The following is an 18,476-nucleotide window of genomic DNA, read 5'->3' on the forward strand; positions in this document are numbered from 1 at the left end:
GTGAGCGAAAGGTTTTGCGTGTATTACAGCTTATCTTCAATAGTTACGAGGGGAACTCTCGTTGAGACAGCGTGAAGTGCAATGTTGTGAATCATTTCATCGACCGTGGTACAGCTATCCATTAAGATCGAAACATCATACTTGTCCGCAGATTTTGAGATAGCAGTATGTGTGACGCAGTTTTGTGTCATCATTCCGCATACAAGTAACTCCGTTACATTTTTGCTTGCCAATACTTCTTCTAAACGTGTTCCTTCAAAGCTATCTGCGAAGTGCTTTACCACGATTTCGGAATTCGGCGCTAAAGCAAGAACTTCTGGGTGAATATTGGCACCGTCGCTGCCTTCATTGAAGAATGGGGCAATGCCCATGGCAGGATCGGCAATATGCTGAATATGAATCACAGGAATGTTTTGCTCATTGGCTTTAGTTATTGCTCTCTTAACATTGTCTAAAGTTGATTCTGTATTCCATAAAGGAAACTTTCCTTCTGGGAAATAGTCGTTTTGCAAATCAATTACAAGTAGGGCTTTTTGAGTCATTTTCTTTTCCTTTTATTGAGGATCATTGCGGTACGAATAATATAAAGACTTTTAGCCACCTTCTTTAGAGTCTAAAATGACACAAAAGAGTCAAAAAGCGACACTTGAAGATAAATGAAAATAGCACTCGTTAATTACCCAGATAGCTCGCAAGCCTCCGTATATGGTTTAAGCGAACTCTTCGAGATGGCAAACCGTGCGGCGGCTAAATTGGGCGTTGATGTGCACTTTGAAGTAGAGATATTGGATCACTGGTCAAACACGCACTTCGATGTGAAAACAGCGGTAATGATTCCGCCCAGCGGCACTGGTCAATATTACTTAGAACCAGAGCCAGAGCTACTCGACTGGTTAAATGTCCAATATAGTAAAGGTGCGATTTTAGCCTCCGCCTGCGCTGGTACTTTTATTCTTGCTCAAACCCAGTTGTTGACCAATAAGTCTTGTACAACACACTGGGGCTTGGCTCCTTCATTAGCGAGTCAGTTTCCCGATATCCACGTAAGACAAGAAGCCATCCTTATTAACGAAGGAACGATCATTACGGCTGGGGGTATGATGTCATGGGTGGATTTAGGCTTGGAATTGGTTTCCTTATTTGCGTCACCGGCAGTAATGCGCCTGTTAGGAAAAATGTTGGTTATTGATACTGGTCCGAGAGAGCAACGCTTTTATCAACAGTTTACCCCAAACTTCCAACATGGTGATGAGGTAATTGTTCAACTACAGCACTATATAAACGATCATTATCAAGGAAAACTGAGCAATAAAGAGCTTGCAGAGTTGAGTTGTTTAACAGAAAGGACATTGCAGCGACGCTTTAAAAAGGCGACAGGTTTCAATGTTAACCAATACATACAAAGCTTAAGAGTCCAAAAAGCTTGTGATTTACTTGAGTCGACAACCCTAACATTTGACGCAATATCATTTAGAGTGGGTTACCAAGATGTGAGCGCGTTCAGGAAAATATTTAATAGGATCGTAGGTTTAACACCAAAGTCGTTCAGATCTCGGTTCTGTTCATAAACGCCAGAAGTAAGATAATGTTGGTATTAAACATTTATAACTCAGAAACAAACACATATTTTTACAAGCTGGCTTAGCGTGATGAAAAGGGATAACAAGCTAAGCCAACCGTAGCGCACTCCTAATTACTGAACATTTTGTAGAATGCTTAAAGGGTTCTCAAATTACAATGACTTGTATAGGTCTTTGTTAATCACAAAAGCTATGTGATTTCCAAAACCAGTTTCCCAATATGTTGCTTGCGTGAAAATACTTCTTGCGCTTGACCTATCTGGTTCAAGGGAAATGACTCCGCGACTAAGGGACGAATTGCGTTCTGTTCGATATAGCGAACCAAGTTACCGAATACTTCTGGTGCCAAAACGGTACAACCAAATAACGCTAGGTCTTTAAGGTAAAGAGTTCTTACATCCAGCTCGACAATTGGGCCGCCTATGGCGCCGGAAACAGCGTATCTTGATCCTGGCTTTAGTACCTGAAGAAATTGTGGCCACTGCTCTCCTGCGACCAAATCAATCACTACGTCAACGCTGTTTTCTCCGAGAGTCGCTGTTAAATTTGCATCGCGAGGGATAACTTGGTTTGCTCCTAATGCCGTGATCTGTTCTTTCTTTTCTGGGCTGGCGATAGCAATGACGTATGCTCCACGCGCCTTCGCCAGTTGGATTGCGGCAGAGCCAACACCACCGGATGCCCCTGAAATCAGTACGGTATCGCTCGCTGTGACATTAGAGCGGACAAGCATGTTCTCGGCAGTTGAATAAGAACAAGGGAAGGAGGCCAAGTCGATATCCGATAAACTACTATTCACAGCATATGCATGTTTACTGTCAACAACAGTGAACTGAGCAAAGCCACCATCACATTCTGAACCGAAGTACCAAGGCGAGCTAAGTGCTTGACTGTGGAAGCGCGTAATACATGGTTCGATAAGCACACGCTGACCGATTCGTGATGGGCAGATATTCTCACCAACAGCGACGATGGTACCGCATACATCGGCACCTTGGATTCGAGGGAGAGATAGCGCGTCTCCTGACCAACTTGCATCCATGCTATTGGCGTCATTTTTAGAATACCATGCTGTTCGGGTATTGATGTCGGTGTTATTGACTCCGGCAGCGGCAACTTGGATCAATACATCATCAGGCGAGGGGACTGGCACAGGTAGATCATCGCGGTAACGAAGCATATCTGGCCCACCATGACCGATAAGTTGGACGCCTTTCATGACTTTCGGGATTGTGGTCATTGATTGTTCTCCTTCATTAGTTCTAGCAGAGTGCGTTCAGCGGATGCAAAGGCAGCGTGACCGAGAACCGGCCATGCGTTGGATAGACCTTCATGTAACAAGAAGAGTGTGGTTGCGAGGTCTTCTCGCTGACTTAGTTGGCCCATAAGCTGACGGACCGCCAATTTGTGTTGTTTTACTGCTTGATTAATTGATAGATTTTCTGGATAGGCTGCTAATGCATTGATGGACATGCAGCCATTCGGTGCAAACTCCTTCATCCAATCCTCGAGGCGAGTGAATAGGTGTAATACAGCCGGTGTTCCATTGGCAGGGGCGTCTTCGAGCAAAAAACTCAAATACCTTTGATGGCGATGCTCGAGAGCTGCAACAATCATCGCTTCCTTGGAGGGGTAGTATTTGTACAGGGTTCTCAGGCTGACTTCGCAGGCGTTTTTGAGTTGGGGTACGCTAGGCTCGGCGAAGCCATACTGACTGAATGCTTTTTCTAGGCTTGCTGCGATTTTTTCTTTCACTATTTGATACACCAGGTAGAACGTTTGTTTTACCTAAGGGTAGAATAAACTTTCTACCTCAGTCAATGGTGTATTTAAACTCTGTATTGAAAGCCCGACGTAATGCCGGGCTAATTTAAGTGATTTTTATAGATTCGGAACGTGAATCAGTGTGCCGTTGCGTGCTGCTCTCCACGCTTGTCTAGCATTCCGCTGAAACGGGTTAGTAGTAGAGCACCTAATACTACGATCGCGCCAATCCAAGGTGTGTGCATCAGCCCAGCATTGGCCACGATAAGGCCACCGCCCCAAGAACCCAGTGCAATACCTACGTTAAATGCAGCAATGTTGAGACCAGAAGCGACGTCGACTGCATCAGGTGAATATTTCTCTGCTAGTTTGACAACATAAACTTGAAGTCCTGGAACGTTACCAAAGGCAAAGGCACCCCAGACAAGAATGGTCACTACTGCAGAAATTGGATTAAATGCTGTGACACTAAACACGAGCAATACCACAATTAGGCCCGAGAAAATCGCTGTCAGAGCTTTGATTGGCCCCATAGAGTCGGCCATCTTTCCGCCCCAGATGTTGCCGAATGCGACTGATACACCATAAACCAACATAATTAGGCTGATAGCGCTAGAGCCAAACCCCGAAACTTCTTCCAAAATAGGAGCCAAGTAAGTGAAGGCTGTGAACGTACCACCGTAACCGAGCGCGGTGATTGCGTACACCAAAAGTAGACGAGGCTGAGTCAAGACTTTTACTTGCGATGACAGCTTGGTTGCTGGTGGTTGTTTCAGATTACTCGGCACTAGCAGAGCGCTTCCTATCAGTGCGATGATTCCAAGGATCGCGACGATTAGGAAGGTTGCCTGCCAACCAAATGTCTGGCCAATCCAGGTGCCAAGTGGCACGCCCGTCACTAGAGCTACGGTGAGACCGGTAAACATAATAGCAATTGCGCTAGCGGCTTTTTCTTTTGACACTAGGCCAGTGGCGATAGTCGAGCCGATCGAAAAGAACACACCGTGTGCAAGCCCGGTCAGTATCCTTGCTGTAACTAGTGTGTTGTATCCAGGTGCTTGCCAGGCTAACAGATTGCCAAGAACAAACAGTGCCATAACAGAAAGCAGAACGTACTTTCTTTTCCAGTTACCAGTCAGCGCTGTTAAAACGGGAGCACCAACCGCGACACCAAGTGCGTACAGGCTAACTAAAAGACCCGCTGAAGGTAATGATACGTTGAGGTCGGAGGCCATAGTCGGTATCAGACCGACAATTACAAACTCCGTGGTTCCAATAGCAAAGGCGCTCAGCGTCAATGCAAGTAAAGCTAAAGGCATAACAACTCTCTCTTATAATCATTGAATATGAATGGATAAACGAATAGCCCGTTTCCATGTCGTGTATTATTAAAGAGTTATTCGTTGCGAAAAATGGTGTTTATTACAAAATACTTTTGTTATAAATGATGAAAATGCGCAGTTAAGAAAGGGGATGAAATGTTAACCCGATCAGATGAATTAGAGATTCTCATGGCAGTTGTGGATAGTGGTGGATTTTCTTCCGCTGCTGATGCACTAGGTATTCAAGTCGCTAGGGTATCTCGTGCGGTTAGTAAAGTTGAATCACAGTTGGGGGTAACCTTGCTGAATCGCACGACACGCAGAGTGGAAGTTACTGAGGAAGGGCATCAGTTTGTTGAAGCGGTTCGCTTAGGTTTACTACAAATACAGCAAGCTGAAGAAGAGATCATCACACGAGGTGAATTACCCAAGGGGCGCTTAAGAGTTGATGCCGCTAGCCCATTTGTTTTACATCAACTTGTGCCGTTAATTCAGCCATTTAAAGAGGCTTATCCTGATATTCAGCTCGATCTTACCTCTAATGAGGGTTTTGTGGATCTATTGGAAAAAAGAACCGATGTGGCGATACGTATTGGACGATTATCGGATTCAACACTGCATGCTAAACCTTTAGGAACAAGCCCACTATTTATCGTTGCCACGCCTGGTTATTTATCTAAACGAGGTTTCCCTGAAGCGGTGAGCGATTTGCGCAGTCATAACTTGATCGGTTTTTCTGGCGCTAAAGTGTTAAATCAGTGGCCATTACGAGGGTTTGAGATGATAGAGCCTGATATCCTATCCAGCAGTGGTGAAACGGTTAGACAGTTAGTGCTGGCAGGGAACGGCATTGCATGTTTATCTGGCTTTATGGTGAAAGATGATCTTGATTCTGGACGGTTAGTGGCATTGTTTGAATCGGAAAAAATCACAAATACTGGACGAGAACAGGTCAATGCTGTGTTCTACAAATCTTCTTCAGTCTCTAAACGTATTTCCGCGTTCATCGACTTTATTCAACCAAGACTTACTTTAAAATAACTCTATTATTGTTGTTTTAACAAAAGAGTTTTGTCGTTATTGCAGCTTTTGTTTTTCCAAGTGCCAAGCCTAGCGTGCCACCCCTTAGTAAGGTGGCACATATTTTTATTTGATCTTAGTTAAAGCGTGGCAACACGTACTGAGCGATCTGTTCCATTGATTTCTCAATTGGTTGGCTATTACGACGGAAATGCAACCCGATGTGATTGACTCCTGCTTCTTGCATTTTTTCTAGCTCATCGCTCAAGCCATTGACTCCGGCCCGGATACCAAAATGATGCCGAACGACTGGTGCATTTGGGTTATCGACTAAATCAAGATGAATAAAGCTGGCGTAGGGTTTGTTTCCCGCTACGGAGCGCCAAAGTGCAACGCGGTGTTCATGATCATCAGGTGTGCCTGGGTAGGCGAGCCAGCCGTCTAGGTTTTCTCCTATCCATTGTGGACTTTGCTGCGCTAACCCTGCGACATAGATAGGAATATCAGCAAACTCGGGTAATAACTGTAGATCGTTACCCAGTTTATCATTTTTCGTATCTTTCAAAATCTCTACACTTTCTCGAAAAGCTGATCCACGGCTGTCAAAGTTGGCATTAAAAACGGGATATTCACTAGGGCGGTCTCCACTAGCCACACCGAGTATCAGGCGGTCACCACTTAACTCGTTGATGGTCGCAGCGGCTTTTTTCACTAGCCAAGGTTGTCTTAACGGTAATACTATCGCTGCTGTCCCTAGTAGAATGTTGTCGGTGCACGCAGAGAGATAGCCAAGATAACTGAACGGTTCATAAATTTGTGCCGCGTCTCCAAAGTTAGGGTCGTACAACGGGACATCTCTCACCCACGCTACGTTAAAGCCTAACTTATCGGCTAACATAATACGCTGTTTATGTGCACTCATGTCTGGTACGCCGAACGGTTTTCGTTGGAGCAGGCGTTTTTTCTGGCCTTCTTGGGTCCAGTCATTATCTAGGGGGAGCTCAACCCCGATGGTGAATCTGTTACTTAAATCTTTATGCATTATGAAGCCTGACTATTACTGTGAGTACTAGGAGGCAAGGTGCCTCCCTGATATTCAGGACACTATGAGATTTTTGTTGTGAGAAAAAGCGGCAAAAAGACAAAAGTGTTTTGCTACAAACAGCGGTGGTCTTTAAAGGAACTGGTGGTTCTCTACCTTGATTTCTTGCTTGATGAAGTCAATAAAAGAGCTGATCCGGCGTGAGGTGCTGGCATTTTTGTAATACACCGCATGAACGGGCTGTTCGACATTATGCGTGTGTTCACTAAGCACGCCCACTAAGCGACCAGCTTGTCGGTCAGAGTAGGTCATAAAGTCAGACAGGCAAGCTATCCCCGCACCATGTAAGGCTAAACATCTTAGCGTCTCGCCATTATCAGATCTTAGGCTACTCATAATACGCAGAAGTTTGTTCTTATCATCCATGATCGGCCATTCCTTAAGATACTCCGGCTTGTTGAATCCAAGTAGCTTGTGATTGAGTAACTGATCTATTGAGGTTGGAGTACCATGTTGTCTTAAATACTCTGGACTCGCGACGATTCGAATCCGACTTTTACCAAGAAATATCGCGCGCATGGTTGAGTTTTGTAGCTCACCGATACGAAAAGCAATATCGGTTTTTGTTCCCAAAAGGCTAATATTTTCCTCATTGGAATTGAGATCGATTTCGACTTCTGGATACAAGCTCTGATATTTAGCAATGTGCGGAGTTAGTACGTGCAGTAAGAAGGGGGTAGCTGCGTTTATTCGTAGGAGGCCAGAAGGCTTATATTTCTGGCTTTTCAGTTGTGCTTCGGCATTCTCTACTGCTTCTACAATATGTCTGACTTTATCGAGGTATATCGTTCCTTCATTAGTAACATCTAACTTACGGGTTGTGCGATTTAACAAAGTCGTTTCGAGTTTGGCTTCTAGCCGAGATACCGATCGACTCACCGCCGAGACGGTCATCGATAACAGTTCAGCCGCAGAGCTGATTGAACCCGTATCGACCACGGCCATAAAGGTGCGCATTTCATCTAGAGTAGCTTTCATTGTTGAATATATTTCAAATTAGATTTGAGTATTGTTAACTTTACGGAAAGTTTCTTGCGGCGTAAAGTTTTGCTTCGAATCAACTATAAAATCGATAATTCAGGAGATTTAGATGAAAGTACCATCATTTGGCGTCGGCACGTTTCGTTTAGAGGGTGAAGTAGTTAAGGATTCAGTCCGTAATGCGTTAGAAGTGGGTTACCGCGTAATTGATACTGCACAGATTTACGGTAATGAGGCAGAAATCGGTGAAGTATTGACACAATCCGGTATTGCACGTGATGAGCTATTCATTACGACCAAGATCTGGGTTGATAACATGAACACGGAACAACTCATTCCAAGTCTAAAAGAGAGCTTAGAAAAGCTAAATACAGATTATGTGGATTTGACCTTGATCCATTGGCCTGGCAATAACAATAACTTGAACGAATACATGGCTTCATTACTTGAAGCTAAATCGCAAGGGTTAACCCGTAATATTGGCGTATCCAACTTTAATATTGACTTGTTGCAACAAGCGATAGAAGTGGTCGGTAAAGAGAATATTGTTACTAACCAAATCGAGCTTAGCCCTTATTTGCAAAATCGTAAGTTGGTCAGCTTCATGCAGGAAAACGATATTCAGGTAACGTCTTACATGACCTTGGCATATGGGAAAGTACTTGGGGACCCAACTATTGCAGGTATTGCTGAGGACTATCAGGCCACGCCCGCTCAAGTCGCGCTTGCTTGGGCTTTGTCAAAAGGTTACGCGGTGATCCCGTCTTCAACTAAACGAGAGAATTTGGCAAGTAACCTGAAAGCACTTGAACTTAATCTGAGTGAAGAGGCGATTGCAAAGATAGATGCGTTAGAAAGAAATGGCCGCGAAGTAAACCCTGAAGGGCTAGCGCCTGAATGGGATGATTGAGTGAGTTTCACAGGAAATCATTGCCTAAATGACGCCTCTGCAATCGCTGACTTCCTCAGCGTTTGACAGTAGTACAACACCATAGACGATAAGGGCTCGCTTGTCTGACGATAGTGCGAGCTTTTATCTTTTTGGCCTATTAGTTTACTGTATTCTCCCGGCCTTCAATTTGGCCGGGAGACGTCATTTAGAGATCAATTACCATTCGATTGTAGAGCCATCAAATACGCGGAAGCTTCCGGATTGCTCAAGTGTTAGCTGTTCTGCGACCGAAACAATGCCTGCAACACTTTCCTCGGCAGAAAAGGTTGCGTCCTCACCGCCCATATCGGTTTTTACCCAGCCGGGATGAACTGCGACAGTTTTTACTCCTCGCGATTCGAGATTGCGTGCTGCTGATACTAGAACCTGATTAAGCGCTGCTTTAGATGCTCGATAACTGTACATGTTACCTGAACTGTTATCGCTTAAACTCGCAACTCGGGTTGAGATTCCCACGATGGTTTTGTGCTGACTTTTCGCAACGTTGTCTTGTAGGGCTTGAATTAGCAGGGCAGGTGCGACGGTATTTATGTTTAGTACTTCTAGCCATTTTTTCTGGGTCATTTCGCCAAGCTTTGCACACTCTTCGCCTAATACACCTGCATTAAGAATTAAATGATCGAGCGGACGATCCGCTAATCGAGTGGCTAACTGATCGATATCTTGTTGGTTAGTGACGTCTAGAGCCATCAGTTGAAGTTGATTAGATTGGGTTACTAGTTCATTGAGCTGCTTAGCATTTTCTGGTGAACGACAAGTTGCGATAACTTGCCAACCTTTTCCAAGGTAGTGGCGGACAAATTGCAAGCCTAAGCCACGGTTAGCGCCGGTGATTAATACAGTAGACATCGCTTCTCCTACGTTGTTGAGTTGAACAACGACCATATTAGAGGCGACGTATAAGCATGTAATCAAAACAGTATAAAAATGGCCTAGGATTCGACATTGTCAAATCTTAAAATTTGAGAAAGATGCTGGCAAAGTGTTTTAGCCTAGTGACCGTCAGTTCGGAGGCAGCACCGCTAACACCTGCAACAGCAACGACTTTACCATCCAAGTAAAGGGGGATCGCTAAGCAATTGAGGTTTGGCTCTGCCTCTTCTAAATCGAGTGCGTAACCTGATAATACAACCTGATTAAGTTCAGTTTCTAACGTGGGGGATATTTGGTTTTCAAGGCGTAATGTTCGACGAAGCTCATCATCAAAACTAAGAAAAACTTTGCCGATCGCAGATGTTGTGAGTCCTTCTCGTTTCCCTCTCGGGCTACGGATAGTAAGAGGGTTATCCTGCTCTATAGCATCGATATACAAGTACTCTTTAGCGCCACTTTGTACAGCGAGGTAAGCTGTGTTGTTAGTCACTTGGGCCATTTTTTTCAGCAATGGAACAAAATGTTGTCGGATAGCTTCGTTTTTTTGTTCAATCGGCTTAGACAGTTCATAGCATCTAAACCCTAGGCTGTAGCTATGGTTGTGTTTGGATACATATCCAAGAGAGTGTAGAGTCGCAAGTAACCCGTGAACAGTCGTCTTATTTAACTGGATCGCATTACTGATCGTCTGTAATGATAGGGGAGACTCACTCATCGAGAGCAACTCGAGGATTAGAAAACCTCGCTCTAGAGACTGAATGTTTTTTCTTGCCTTGGGCACAAAGACTCCTTGATGATGGTGTTGCATCTGAATGGCTTACTGATGCTTCCACCTATAACAAACCACTACGCTGGTGGTTTGGTTTTATTAGAGAATATACTCAGCACTTAAACTGATCGGCTCGTTGTATGCATCCACAAGGGAGTTTTTTCCTTGCTTCTTAGCATTGTATAACGCTTGGTCTAATATCGAATAGAGCTCATCAAAGTTGGTGAGTGGCATTGAGGTTGATAGATAGGCCAGACTCGCAGATATATTCAATTGATGGTTATTAAGCGAATGTACACTCTTTTCTGAAATTGTTTTATGCAGACTTTGTATTCTAAAGGGAACGTCAATCTCATCGACGTTTTTCAATAGCAAGATAAACTCTTCTCCACCTAAACGACCCAAGTACTCTCCCTTATTAAGTTTAGCTTTAAGCGCTTTGCATACCTGTTGTAGTACTAAGTCGCCAGTCGGATGACCATACTGATCATTAATCGCCTTAAAGTCATCTAGATCGATTAATGCTAGAACGTAGCGGAAGTCTCCTTCCGCTTTGGAGGTGTGGCTTTTAATCGTCTCTATAATTGCCGCTCTGTTTAATGCACACGTTAAGCTGTCTATTTTGGCTTTTAAGCGTGTTTGTCGCTGAACCATCAATGCCAGAGCGAGGAGAATCAATAAACAGAAAACAACAAAATTATAAGTGCGTTGTTGGTCTGTGAGTTTTTCAAACTGGTACTGACTTAGAAGAGTTTCGTTGTTCAACTGCGCGACTTGTAGATCATATTCATACTCTTTTTTAGTGAGATCTAGTGCCTCTAACGCCTTGATATTACTCGCGTCTCGGTTCGTTAGTTCAATCGTCGAGTAGGCCTTGTGATGCTCCAGCGCCTTTTTGTAATCATTTTGAGCTTGGTATGCTTTTGAGAGGAGTAATTGGGCTTGCGCTTGCAATAAGGGCCTAGCGTTTTTTACCGCTAATCTTAACGCAATTGTACCGTGTTCAATCGATTTTTCGGGTGTATGGTTCTTTAAATATGCCAATCCAGCAGCCAAATGACCCTCTGTTTCAAGGTGCGTATTCTCATAAGTTTGGGCAATGTTTAATGCTCTTCCAATGTAATCTACCGCGGTATCCAATTGCCCAGAATCGGCCAAAGCAGCAGATAACCCTAAATAGGTCAACCCTTGCCCGTATGGATAATGAAGTTGTTCGAGAATCGTTAATGCATTTTTGTAGTGGCTGATGGACTTATCGAGTTCTTTGGATTTTCTGTACATCGCTCCTAGACTATGTTCGACTTGCGCAACTTCAAGAGGTGTCCCTTCATCTTGGCGAACCAGTAAGGCTTGAATGAGATATTGCTCTGATTGTTCAAATTGCCCCAGCTCTGCAAGTAAATTGCCGACGTCATTGTAAATCCCTGAAGGATCGCTTTGCGTCGACATGTTGGCCATCAACTGTCGATACAAACTTAAGGCTTTTTCATAGTCACCACGGTAATTGTAGTTATTTGCTACCACGCGCAAAGCAAGATCAACAGGGAAGTTTTCTTGATGCTTATGATTTAAGTGGCTCTCTATGGATGAGCAATAAAAGTTTGCTTTGTGATAACGACCTTGTTGATTCAGCGTATAACAAAGTTGATAGTTCATCAGAGCCTTGCCTTCGGAATCGGATATTTTCTTCATTGTCTGTCGCAAAGAAGAAAAGCTATCTACTGAGGCCTCGTAACTACCATGCTTACGTTCATTTAAGGCAAGAATATATTCTGATTCTAATTGAGAAAAATGGTTGTCTAAGACTTGACTGCTGCCGTAGTAAGGCTGATTTATGTTTGACATATATTCATAAATCAATCCACTTACGTAGAGCTTTTCGCTGTCCGATTTCGCTGTATGGTAGCGATCTTGAAGCATGCTCAATGCCGACTCAGGGTTGCTTCGTAGTGTGGTTTGGTAGACAGAGTGCCACTGTGTGATATTTTGGTTTGGTTCAATATCTTGAGTGTCGCTTGCATATACTGGAGTGAGCAAAAGTGACGCAAGCAAGGGATAGAGCACGCGCATGTTTAAACGAGCCTTTAATTTAAGGTGCCTTTAAAGTTGAGTTATCATAGCGCTTTTAACGCATCAGCGTTGTGATTAAGTTGGGTGTACTAAGAAAAAGAGTAGTAAAACTATGCACTTGGTCGAGATATTGAAAGAAGAGGCATAAAAAAGAAAGACCTCAACATAAAGTTGAGGTCAGAAATCTTTAATCAATGTAAAGCTTTGCTAGATCTTGAGGCTCCATTTCTTTGCCTTCTAACTGATCGTTCCAGTTAGTTCCAACAAGAACACCATCTTCAGCAAGAGTCAAAAGCCAATCTTCAACAAAGATATCTAATGGGATTTCTAGTACAGTAAAATCTGCCCATTCTTCAACATTATGTGCTTCTGCATCTTCTTTAGAAGACCAGAAAGGCATGACTTCGCTGTTTTCGAATTCAGTTGAATCGCAAGATAGCCAACCTTCTTCATTGCGTAAACCCCAAACCAATTGGTTTTCTTTCGTTTCTGCAACAAAAAGGTCAAGGTTCGCTCGGATATCTGATGTAAGTTTGCTCATTTCAAAACTCTCGTTGTTATGACGTGGCTAGAGTAACACTAAAGTGCCGATTCCTAAAGCATAATACGGTTGTCGAAATGAGTAAAAATAAAGGAGCCGAAGCTCCTTTTCTGAGGTTAAGTATTCACTCGTTTTTGTTTGCTTTGTGCTTGCAGAGCAAACAAAAACAGGTACTTTACCTTTCTGGAAGAGTTGTGAATATTGTCCACTCTCTTTTTATCTCGCCTTTGTAACCAACGACTGATGCGGTTACTCGACGATTTAAAGCATGGCTGACTTCATCGGTCCCTTGTTGTGCTAAGTGAGTGTCACCAAAACCAACAATGCGGACTCTACTCGGTTCGATGTCGTAGCTTAGTAGGGCTTCACGGACATTGCGTGCTCGTCTTTCAGAAAGATCTTGGTTATGCTTTGAACCGCCAACTTTACTAGCATAGCCGTGCAGCTCTATCGAAGTAGTAGGGTACTCTTTTAAAAAGTCGGAAAGCTCTCGGACTTGTCTTCTGAAGACTGGATTGATCTCATCAGAGTCGTTAGCAAAAAGTATCCGCACTTGCATGTTATCTGATGCTTTAATGTATTCTCCACAACCGTCGTTGTCGACCTCTGAGCCTTCAGGTGTACCTGGGCACATATCTCGAGCATTGATGACACCATCGTTATCGTCATCTTGCAAATCTGCTATTTGTTCTGCATTTGGTACAGGACGATACTCATATTCGTCTTCAGCAACAACGTGTTGAGTGATGGCGAGCATACCCAATGCAAATAGAATCTTCACTGGTTTCATGATCAGTACTCCACCTTTTCATTCCATTCTGTAGGTACATCGACACGCAAGGCATTTAACAATTGGCCAGTCGCGTTCATAACGCGGTACTTGGCGTACTGCTCTGAGTATCGAGCATCTAAGTAGTTCTTTCTCGCTTCGAAAAGTTCGTTTTCAGTATTTAACAAGTCCAGCAGAGTGCGTTTTCCAATGCGATACTGCTTTTCGTAGGCGATGACAGTTTCAGAGGCCGAATCTACGTGATCCGCTAGGAACTCTTTTTGTTGAAGTGTTAAATCTAACGCACTCCAAGATAGACGAAGACCTTCTTCTACTTGGCGGTATGCACGTTCTCTTAGGTCTTTTGCTTTATTTAGTTGGTAGGCAAAACTTTCAGCGTTGGCTACGTCACTACCACCGTTAAAGAGGTTGTAACGCATACGTAACATTGCTGTTGTCTCTTCGCTGCTTCCTTCGATACCGCTTGCATCATCACGCCATGTTTGAGCCGCTTCTACCGATATCGTTGGGTAGTAAGTTCCCTTAGATTGCTTGTATTGGAACTTTGCAGAGTCCACATCAGCTACCGAAATTTTGATTACTGGATGTGACTCGAATGCCAAGTCAATCGCTTCATCGATGGTGTAGGGAATAAAGTTTTGGTCCGCTCTTGGGAAAATCAATCCTTGTGGTGACTGTCCGACAAGGCGTGTAAAGGTGGTGTGGCTGTCATATAAGTTGTTCTGAGCTGCCACCAAGTTACCGTGAGCCTTTGCTAAACGAGCCTCTACCTGGGTTAGGTCTGCTGTAGAACCGATACCTGAGTTAACTCGCTTTTTAATGTCTTCATAGATCTTCTTATGCACTTTCAAGTTATTCTCGGAAAGTGTCAGAATTTCATAAGCTTTTACTGAGTCTAAATAAACTTTCGCGACCTCTAAAGCGGTGTCTTGGGCATCAGCTAGAAGTTGATAACGGACCGATTCAGCATCAGCTGCTGTTCGATCCATATCATTAAGTGTCGCTGAGCCATCCCATATTAGCTGGGTTAGTGTCACGGTGGCTTCTTTTCTTGTCAGATCGGTTGAATCTCGCCCTGACTCTGCAGGTTTGATTCCTTCGTAACCGATACCGGCATCTAAGTCTACGGATGGGAGGTAAGCACCACCAGATGCTTCATTCACATACTGCTTGCTAACGAATTCATTGAACGCACTTTTGATGTCAGGATTGGTTTTTAATGTGTTTTCAACCGCTTGCTCTAGCGTTTGCCCAAAAGCATGACTAGCGGTGAACATACCAATACAAAAGGCGTTGGCACGAGTCCACTTCACTGTGATTCTCCTAGATAATGGTAAAAATTCTCGAGGTGATAGGGCTTATAAGTGGAATACTTATAAGGGCGTCAATAATTTAGCGCACAATAACATTAATATGCGATGAAGTAACCTGTTGATTCGCTGTTCATTTGTTTCAATTTTGATAAATCAACCTACTAAATCTGCCTAAAAATTGAATTAAGATCTCAAATTAAACATGGAGGTAATGGCTAGAAACGAGAGTCCAGATTTTAATAAAATAAAACACTTATGCATCTGGATTCTTATTGATGTATGACACATAATTACTTTATTGAGCATCAAATTGCTGTTATTGCACTATATATTCGGGCAATATATAGCAAATTAGTATTGTTAGTCAAAAACTTGACAGTTATTTAGGGTTAAGGTTTATATGGATCGTACAGCATTAGTGCCACTCGGTAATCAAGTCGTCGTAATAGGTTTGGATGGGCAGCTGAGAGTCCTTGCAGAAGGACAGCAGCCTCTACCAGGTGAAGTGATAGTGGCAATGACAGATGCTGCGCCTCAAGACCTGAAAATTCAGCTTGCTCAAGAGCAAGGTTTAAAAGATATTTCAGACGATGTAGCACAGATTATTAGTGCTATTGAGCAAGGTCAAGACCCTTCTGCTATTGATGAAGAACTCGCACCTGCAGCGGGTGAAAATAGTGGCTCCAGTTTGCAAAATAGTGCCACGATTGTACGAGATGGTACTGAAGTGCTAGCCTCAACAAACTTTGAAACTATTGGCCTAGAATCCCTCGGCTTATCTGAAACACAAGCGTTGACCTTAAATGACTTCTTCACAACAGGTATCGAGACAAGTGGGGATGGCTCAAGTAAGCCACTTACTAATTCTCCAGTGACATTAAGCGCTGTTGAGGAAGATAGCGATCCAATCACGATAACTACTGAAGAATTACTATCGAACGTCAATATTGATGATGCCGATACTCTTGTCATTACAAACGTCACTATTGAGAGTGGGAATGGCACCTTAATTGATAACAGCGATGGATCTTGGACTTACATTCCAGAGGCTGACGATGACACTGAAGTGTCATTCTCCTATGACATTATTGATAACGATGGCGGTGTTATTAATGGCACTGCTAACTTAGATATTACGCCTGTTAATGACGCGCCAATAGCAACTAATGATGCGATTCAAACTGACGAGGATTCCCAGGTTGTAATTGATGTGCTCGCTAACGACAGTGATATTGAAGGTGATGATTTAATTATTACCTCTGCTTCTGTACCAGAAGAGCAAGGTATCGTTGAGATTATCGATGGTAAGCTTGTTTTCACTCCGGCTGAAAATTTCAACGGTAATGCAACGATTAGCTACACCATCTCAGATGGTGAGTTAGAGGATGAAGCTCAAGTTTCGGTAACAGTAAACTCAGTTAACGATGCGCCTATTGCCTCTAATGATACAACAATTACAGAGGAAGATAGCTCAGTAACGATTGATGTCCTGCCAAACGATACCGATATTGATGGCGATACGCTGTCGATTGAATCGGCGTCCGTACCTGAAGCGCAAGGCACAGTCGAGATTGTTGATGGCAAACTGGTCTTCACACCGGCTGAGAACTTCCATGGCGATGCTGAAATTACTTACACCGTGACCGATGGTGCACTGACCGACCAAGCGACGGTCAACGTCACCGTGAATGCGGTGAACGACACGCCTGTGGTTGAAAGCAGCATTGCAGACCAAGCCTTGGCGGAAGACTTTACGCCATACAGCATCGATCTAAATACCGCTTTCAGCGATGTGGATAATGTGGATGGTGAGTTAACGTTTAGCGTCTCTGGTAATAGCAACATTCAAGTGGCGATCGTCAATGGTATTGCTACGTTCACTCCAACCGCGGACTGGAACGGCTCAGAAACCCTAGCGTTTACGGCTACTGATCCAAGCGGTGAAAGCGTTAGCCAAACGGTGAACTTCACAGTAGCGCCTGTGGCGGACATCGTGGCAGATAAAGCGACGGTTGTGGAAGACACGCCGACCATCATTAAGGTTTTAGGTAACGACACGTTCGAAGGCGACGACAAAGTGGTGTCGATCGATACCAATAACGGTCCAGCTAACGGCACGGTCTCGGTCAATCCTGATGGCAGCGTCACTTATACACCAAACGACAACTACCAGGGTACAGACAGCTTCACCTACATCGTTACCTCCGGTGGGGTATCGGAGTCCACCACGGTGAACGTCGATGTCACACCAGTGAATGATGCGCCAGTGGCAAAAGATGACACGGCAACAACACAAGAAGATACCGCTGTCACGATTGATGTCCTACCAAACGACACCGACATTGATGGCGATACGTTAAGCATTGATTCGGCGTCTGTGCCGAGTGACCAAGGTAAAGTCGAAATTATTGATGGAAAACTGGTGTTCACACCGGCTGAGAACTTCCATGGTGACGCTGAAATCACTTACACCGTTACGGATGGTTCGCTGACCGACCAAGCGACGGTCAATGTCACCGTAAATGCCGTAAACGACACGCCTGTGGTTGAAAGCAGCATTGCAGACCAAACCTTGGCGGAAGACTTTACGCCATACAGCATCGATCTAAATACCGCTTTCAGCGATGTGGATAATGTTGATGGTGAGTTAACGTTTAGCGTCTCTGGTAATAGCAACATTCAAGTGGCGATCGTCAACGGTATTGCTACGTTCACTCCAACCGCGGACTGGAACGGCTCAGAAATCCTAACCTTTACGGCGACCGATCCAAGCGGCGAAAGCGTCAGCCAAACGGTGAACTTCACAGTTGCGCCTGTGGCAGATATTGAATCTGACCGCGCGACGGTTGTGGAAGACACGCCAACCATCATCAAGGTCTTAGGTAACGACAAGTTCGAAGGCGACGATAAAGTGGTGTCGCTAGATACCAATAACGGTCCAGCGAACGGCACGGTCTCGGTCAACCCGGACGGCAGCGTAACCTACACGCCAAACGACAACTACCACGGTACAGACAGCTTTACCTACATCGTTACGTCCGGTGGGGTATCAGAGTCCACCACGGTGAACGTCGATGTCACACCAGTGAACGATGCGCCAGTGGCAAAAGATGATACCGCTGTTACTGACGAAGACACGCCAGTGACAATTGATGTCCTGCCAAACGACACCGACATCGATGGTGATACGCTGTCTATCCAATCAGCGTCTGTGCCGAGTGACCAAGGTACAGTCGAAATTGTTGACGGCAAACTGGTCTTCACACCGGCTGAGAACTTCCATGGCGACGCTGAAATCACTTACACCGTTACCGATGGTTCACTGACTGACCAAGCGACGGTCAACGTCACCGTGAATGCGGTGAACGACACGCCTGTGGTTGAAAGCAACATTGCAGA

Annotated in this window: 16 protein-coding genes; 4 read left to right on the forward strand and 12 right to left on the reverse strand. The window is 44.3% G+C overall.

Going from position 1 to position 18,476, the window contains the following annotated elements; all coding sequences use genetic code 11:
- Positions 1–23: 23 nt before the first annotated feature.
- On the reverse strand, positions 24–542 hold the full coding sequence (locus tag R7190_RS19660) for a cysteine hydrolase family protein (protein ID WP_005377333.1): 519 nt from the start codon (positions 540–542) through the stop codon (positions 24–26).
- A 114-nt stretch (positions 543–656) separates the two neighbouring features.
- Here R7190_RS19660 and R7190_RS19665 point away from each other — a divergent pair, with 114 nt between their 5' ends.
- A complete protein-coding gene (locus R7190_RS19665) occupies positions 657–1,568 on the forward strand; it encodes a GlxA family transcriptional regulator (RefSeq protein WP_054579521.1) in 912 nt (303 codons plus the stop codon).
- 202 nt (positions 1,569–1,770) lie between these two features.
- On the opposite strand, the gene R7190_RS19670 is transcribed toward R7190_RS19665, so the two are convergent.
- The 3 genes from R7190_RS19670 to R7190_RS19680 all read right to left on the reverse strand — a co-directional run bounded on the left by R7190_RS19670 (position 1,771) and on the right by R7190_RS19680 (position 4,663).
- Positions 1,771–2,820, reverse strand: a complete 1,050-nt coding sequence (locus R7190_RS19670; RefSeq protein ID WP_017635961.1) for an alcohol dehydrogenase family protein — start codon at positions 2,818–2,820, stop codon at positions 1,771–1,773.
- The gene (locus tag R7190_RS19675) at positions 2,817–3,338 is read right to left on the reverse strand and encodes a TetR/AcrR family transcriptional regulator (RefSeq protein WP_053307056.1); all 522 of its coding nucleotides are present in this window, start codon (positions 3,336–3,338) and stop codon (positions 2,817–2,819) included. Before R7190_RS19675 ends, R7190_RS19670 begins: the two co-directional genes overlap by 4 nt.
- Positions 3,339–3,481: 143 nt before the next feature.
- Positions 3,482–4,663 carry an MFS transporter gene (locus tag R7190_RS19680; RefSeq protein WP_017635963.1) on the reverse strand — a complete coding sequence of 394 codons (1,182 nt, stop codon included), beginning with the start codon at positions 4,661–4,663 and terminating at the stop codon, positions 3,482–3,484.
- Between the two features lie 159 nt (positions 4,664–4,822).
- Here R7190_RS19680 and R7190_RS19685 point away from each other — a divergent pair, with 159 nt between their 5' ends.
- Positions 4,823–5,707 (forward strand): LysR family transcriptional regulator, encoded by an 885-nt coding sequence (locus R7190_RS19685; RefSeq protein ID WP_005377338.1) that lies wholly within the window; start codon positions 4,823–4,825, stop codon positions 5,705–5,707.
- 115 nt (positions 5,708–5,822) lie between these two features.
- On the opposite strand, the gene R7190_RS19690 is transcribed toward R7190_RS19685, so the two are convergent.
- Both R7190_RS19690 and R7190_RS19695 read right to left on the reverse strand, forming a co-directional pair.
- Positions 5,823–6,728, reverse strand: a complete 906-nt coding sequence (locus tag R7190_RS19690; protein ID WP_053307049.1) for a TIGR03571 family LLM class oxidoreductase — start codon at positions 6,726–6,728, stop codon at positions 5,823–5,825.
- 132 nt (positions 6,729–6,860) lie between these two features.
- Positions 6,861–7,766, reverse strand: coding sequence for a LysR family transcriptional regulator (locus R7190_RS19695; RefSeq protein WP_005377343.1), 906 nt, complete (start codon positions 7,764–7,766; stop codon positions 6,861–6,863).
- A gap of 112 nt (positions 7,767–7,878) precedes the next feature.
- Between R7190_RS19695 and dkgB the strand changes: the two genes are divergently transcribed.
- Entirely contained in the window at positions 7,879–8,679 is an 801-nt protein-coding gene (gene dkgB, locus R7190_RS19700; protein ID WP_053304418.1) for a 2,5-didehydrogluconate reductase DkgB, read from the forward strand.
- A gap of 198 nt (positions 8,680–8,877) precedes the next feature.
- Here the strand turns inward: dkgB and R7190_RS19705 are convergent, their stop codons facing one another.
- The 6 genes from R7190_RS19705 to R7190_RS19730 form a co-directional block, all read right to left on the reverse strand.
- Positions 8,878–9,570, reverse strand: coding sequence for an SDR family oxidoreductase (locus R7190_RS19705; protein WP_132937121.1), 693 nt, complete (start codon positions 9,568–9,570; stop codon positions 8,878–8,880).
- Positions 9,571–9,676: 106 nt separating this feature from the next.
- A complete protein-coding gene (locus R7190_RS19710; RefSeq protein WP_054575004.1) occupies positions 9,677–10,375 on the reverse strand; it encodes an IclR family transcriptional regulator in 699 nt (232 codons plus the stop codon).
- Positions 10,376–10,462: 87 nt separating this feature from the next.
- Positions 10,463–12,433: a diguanylate cyclase domain-containing protein gene (locus R7190_RS19715; RefSeq protein ID WP_138939053.1), complete on the reverse strand. Its 1,971-nt coding sequence runs from the start codon at positions 12,431–12,433 to the stop codon at positions 10,463–10,465.
- A 187-nt stretch (positions 12,434–12,620) separates the two neighbouring features.
- Positions 12,621–12,974: a DUF2750 domain-containing protein gene (locus R7190_RS19720; RefSeq protein ID WP_186585016.1), complete on the reverse strand. Its 354-nt coding sequence runs from the start codon at positions 12,972–12,974 to the stop codon at positions 12,621–12,623.
- A gap of 175 nt (positions 12,975–13,149) precedes the next feature.
- Entirely contained in the window at positions 13,150–13,764 is a 615-nt protein-coding gene (locus R7190_RS19725) for an OmpA family protein (protein ID WP_005377354.1), read from the reverse strand.
- A gap of 2 nt (positions 13,765–13,766) precedes the next feature.
- Complete coding sequence (locus R7190_RS19730) at positions 13,767–15,077, reverse strand: TolC family outer membrane protein (protein WP_017635971.1); 1,311 nt, start codon at positions 15,075–15,077, stop codon at positions 13,767–13,769.
- A gap of 400 nt (positions 15,078–15,477) precedes the next feature.
- On the opposite strand from R7190_RS19730, the gene R7190_RS19735 reads away from it, so the two are divergent.
- On the forward strand, positions 15,478–18,476 hold a 2,999-nt coding region (locus tag R7190_RS19735), incomplete at its 3' end, for a tandem-95 repeat protein (RefSeq protein WP_318137590.1).

It is taken from the genome of Vibrio sp. 1078-1, from assembly GCF_033340475.1.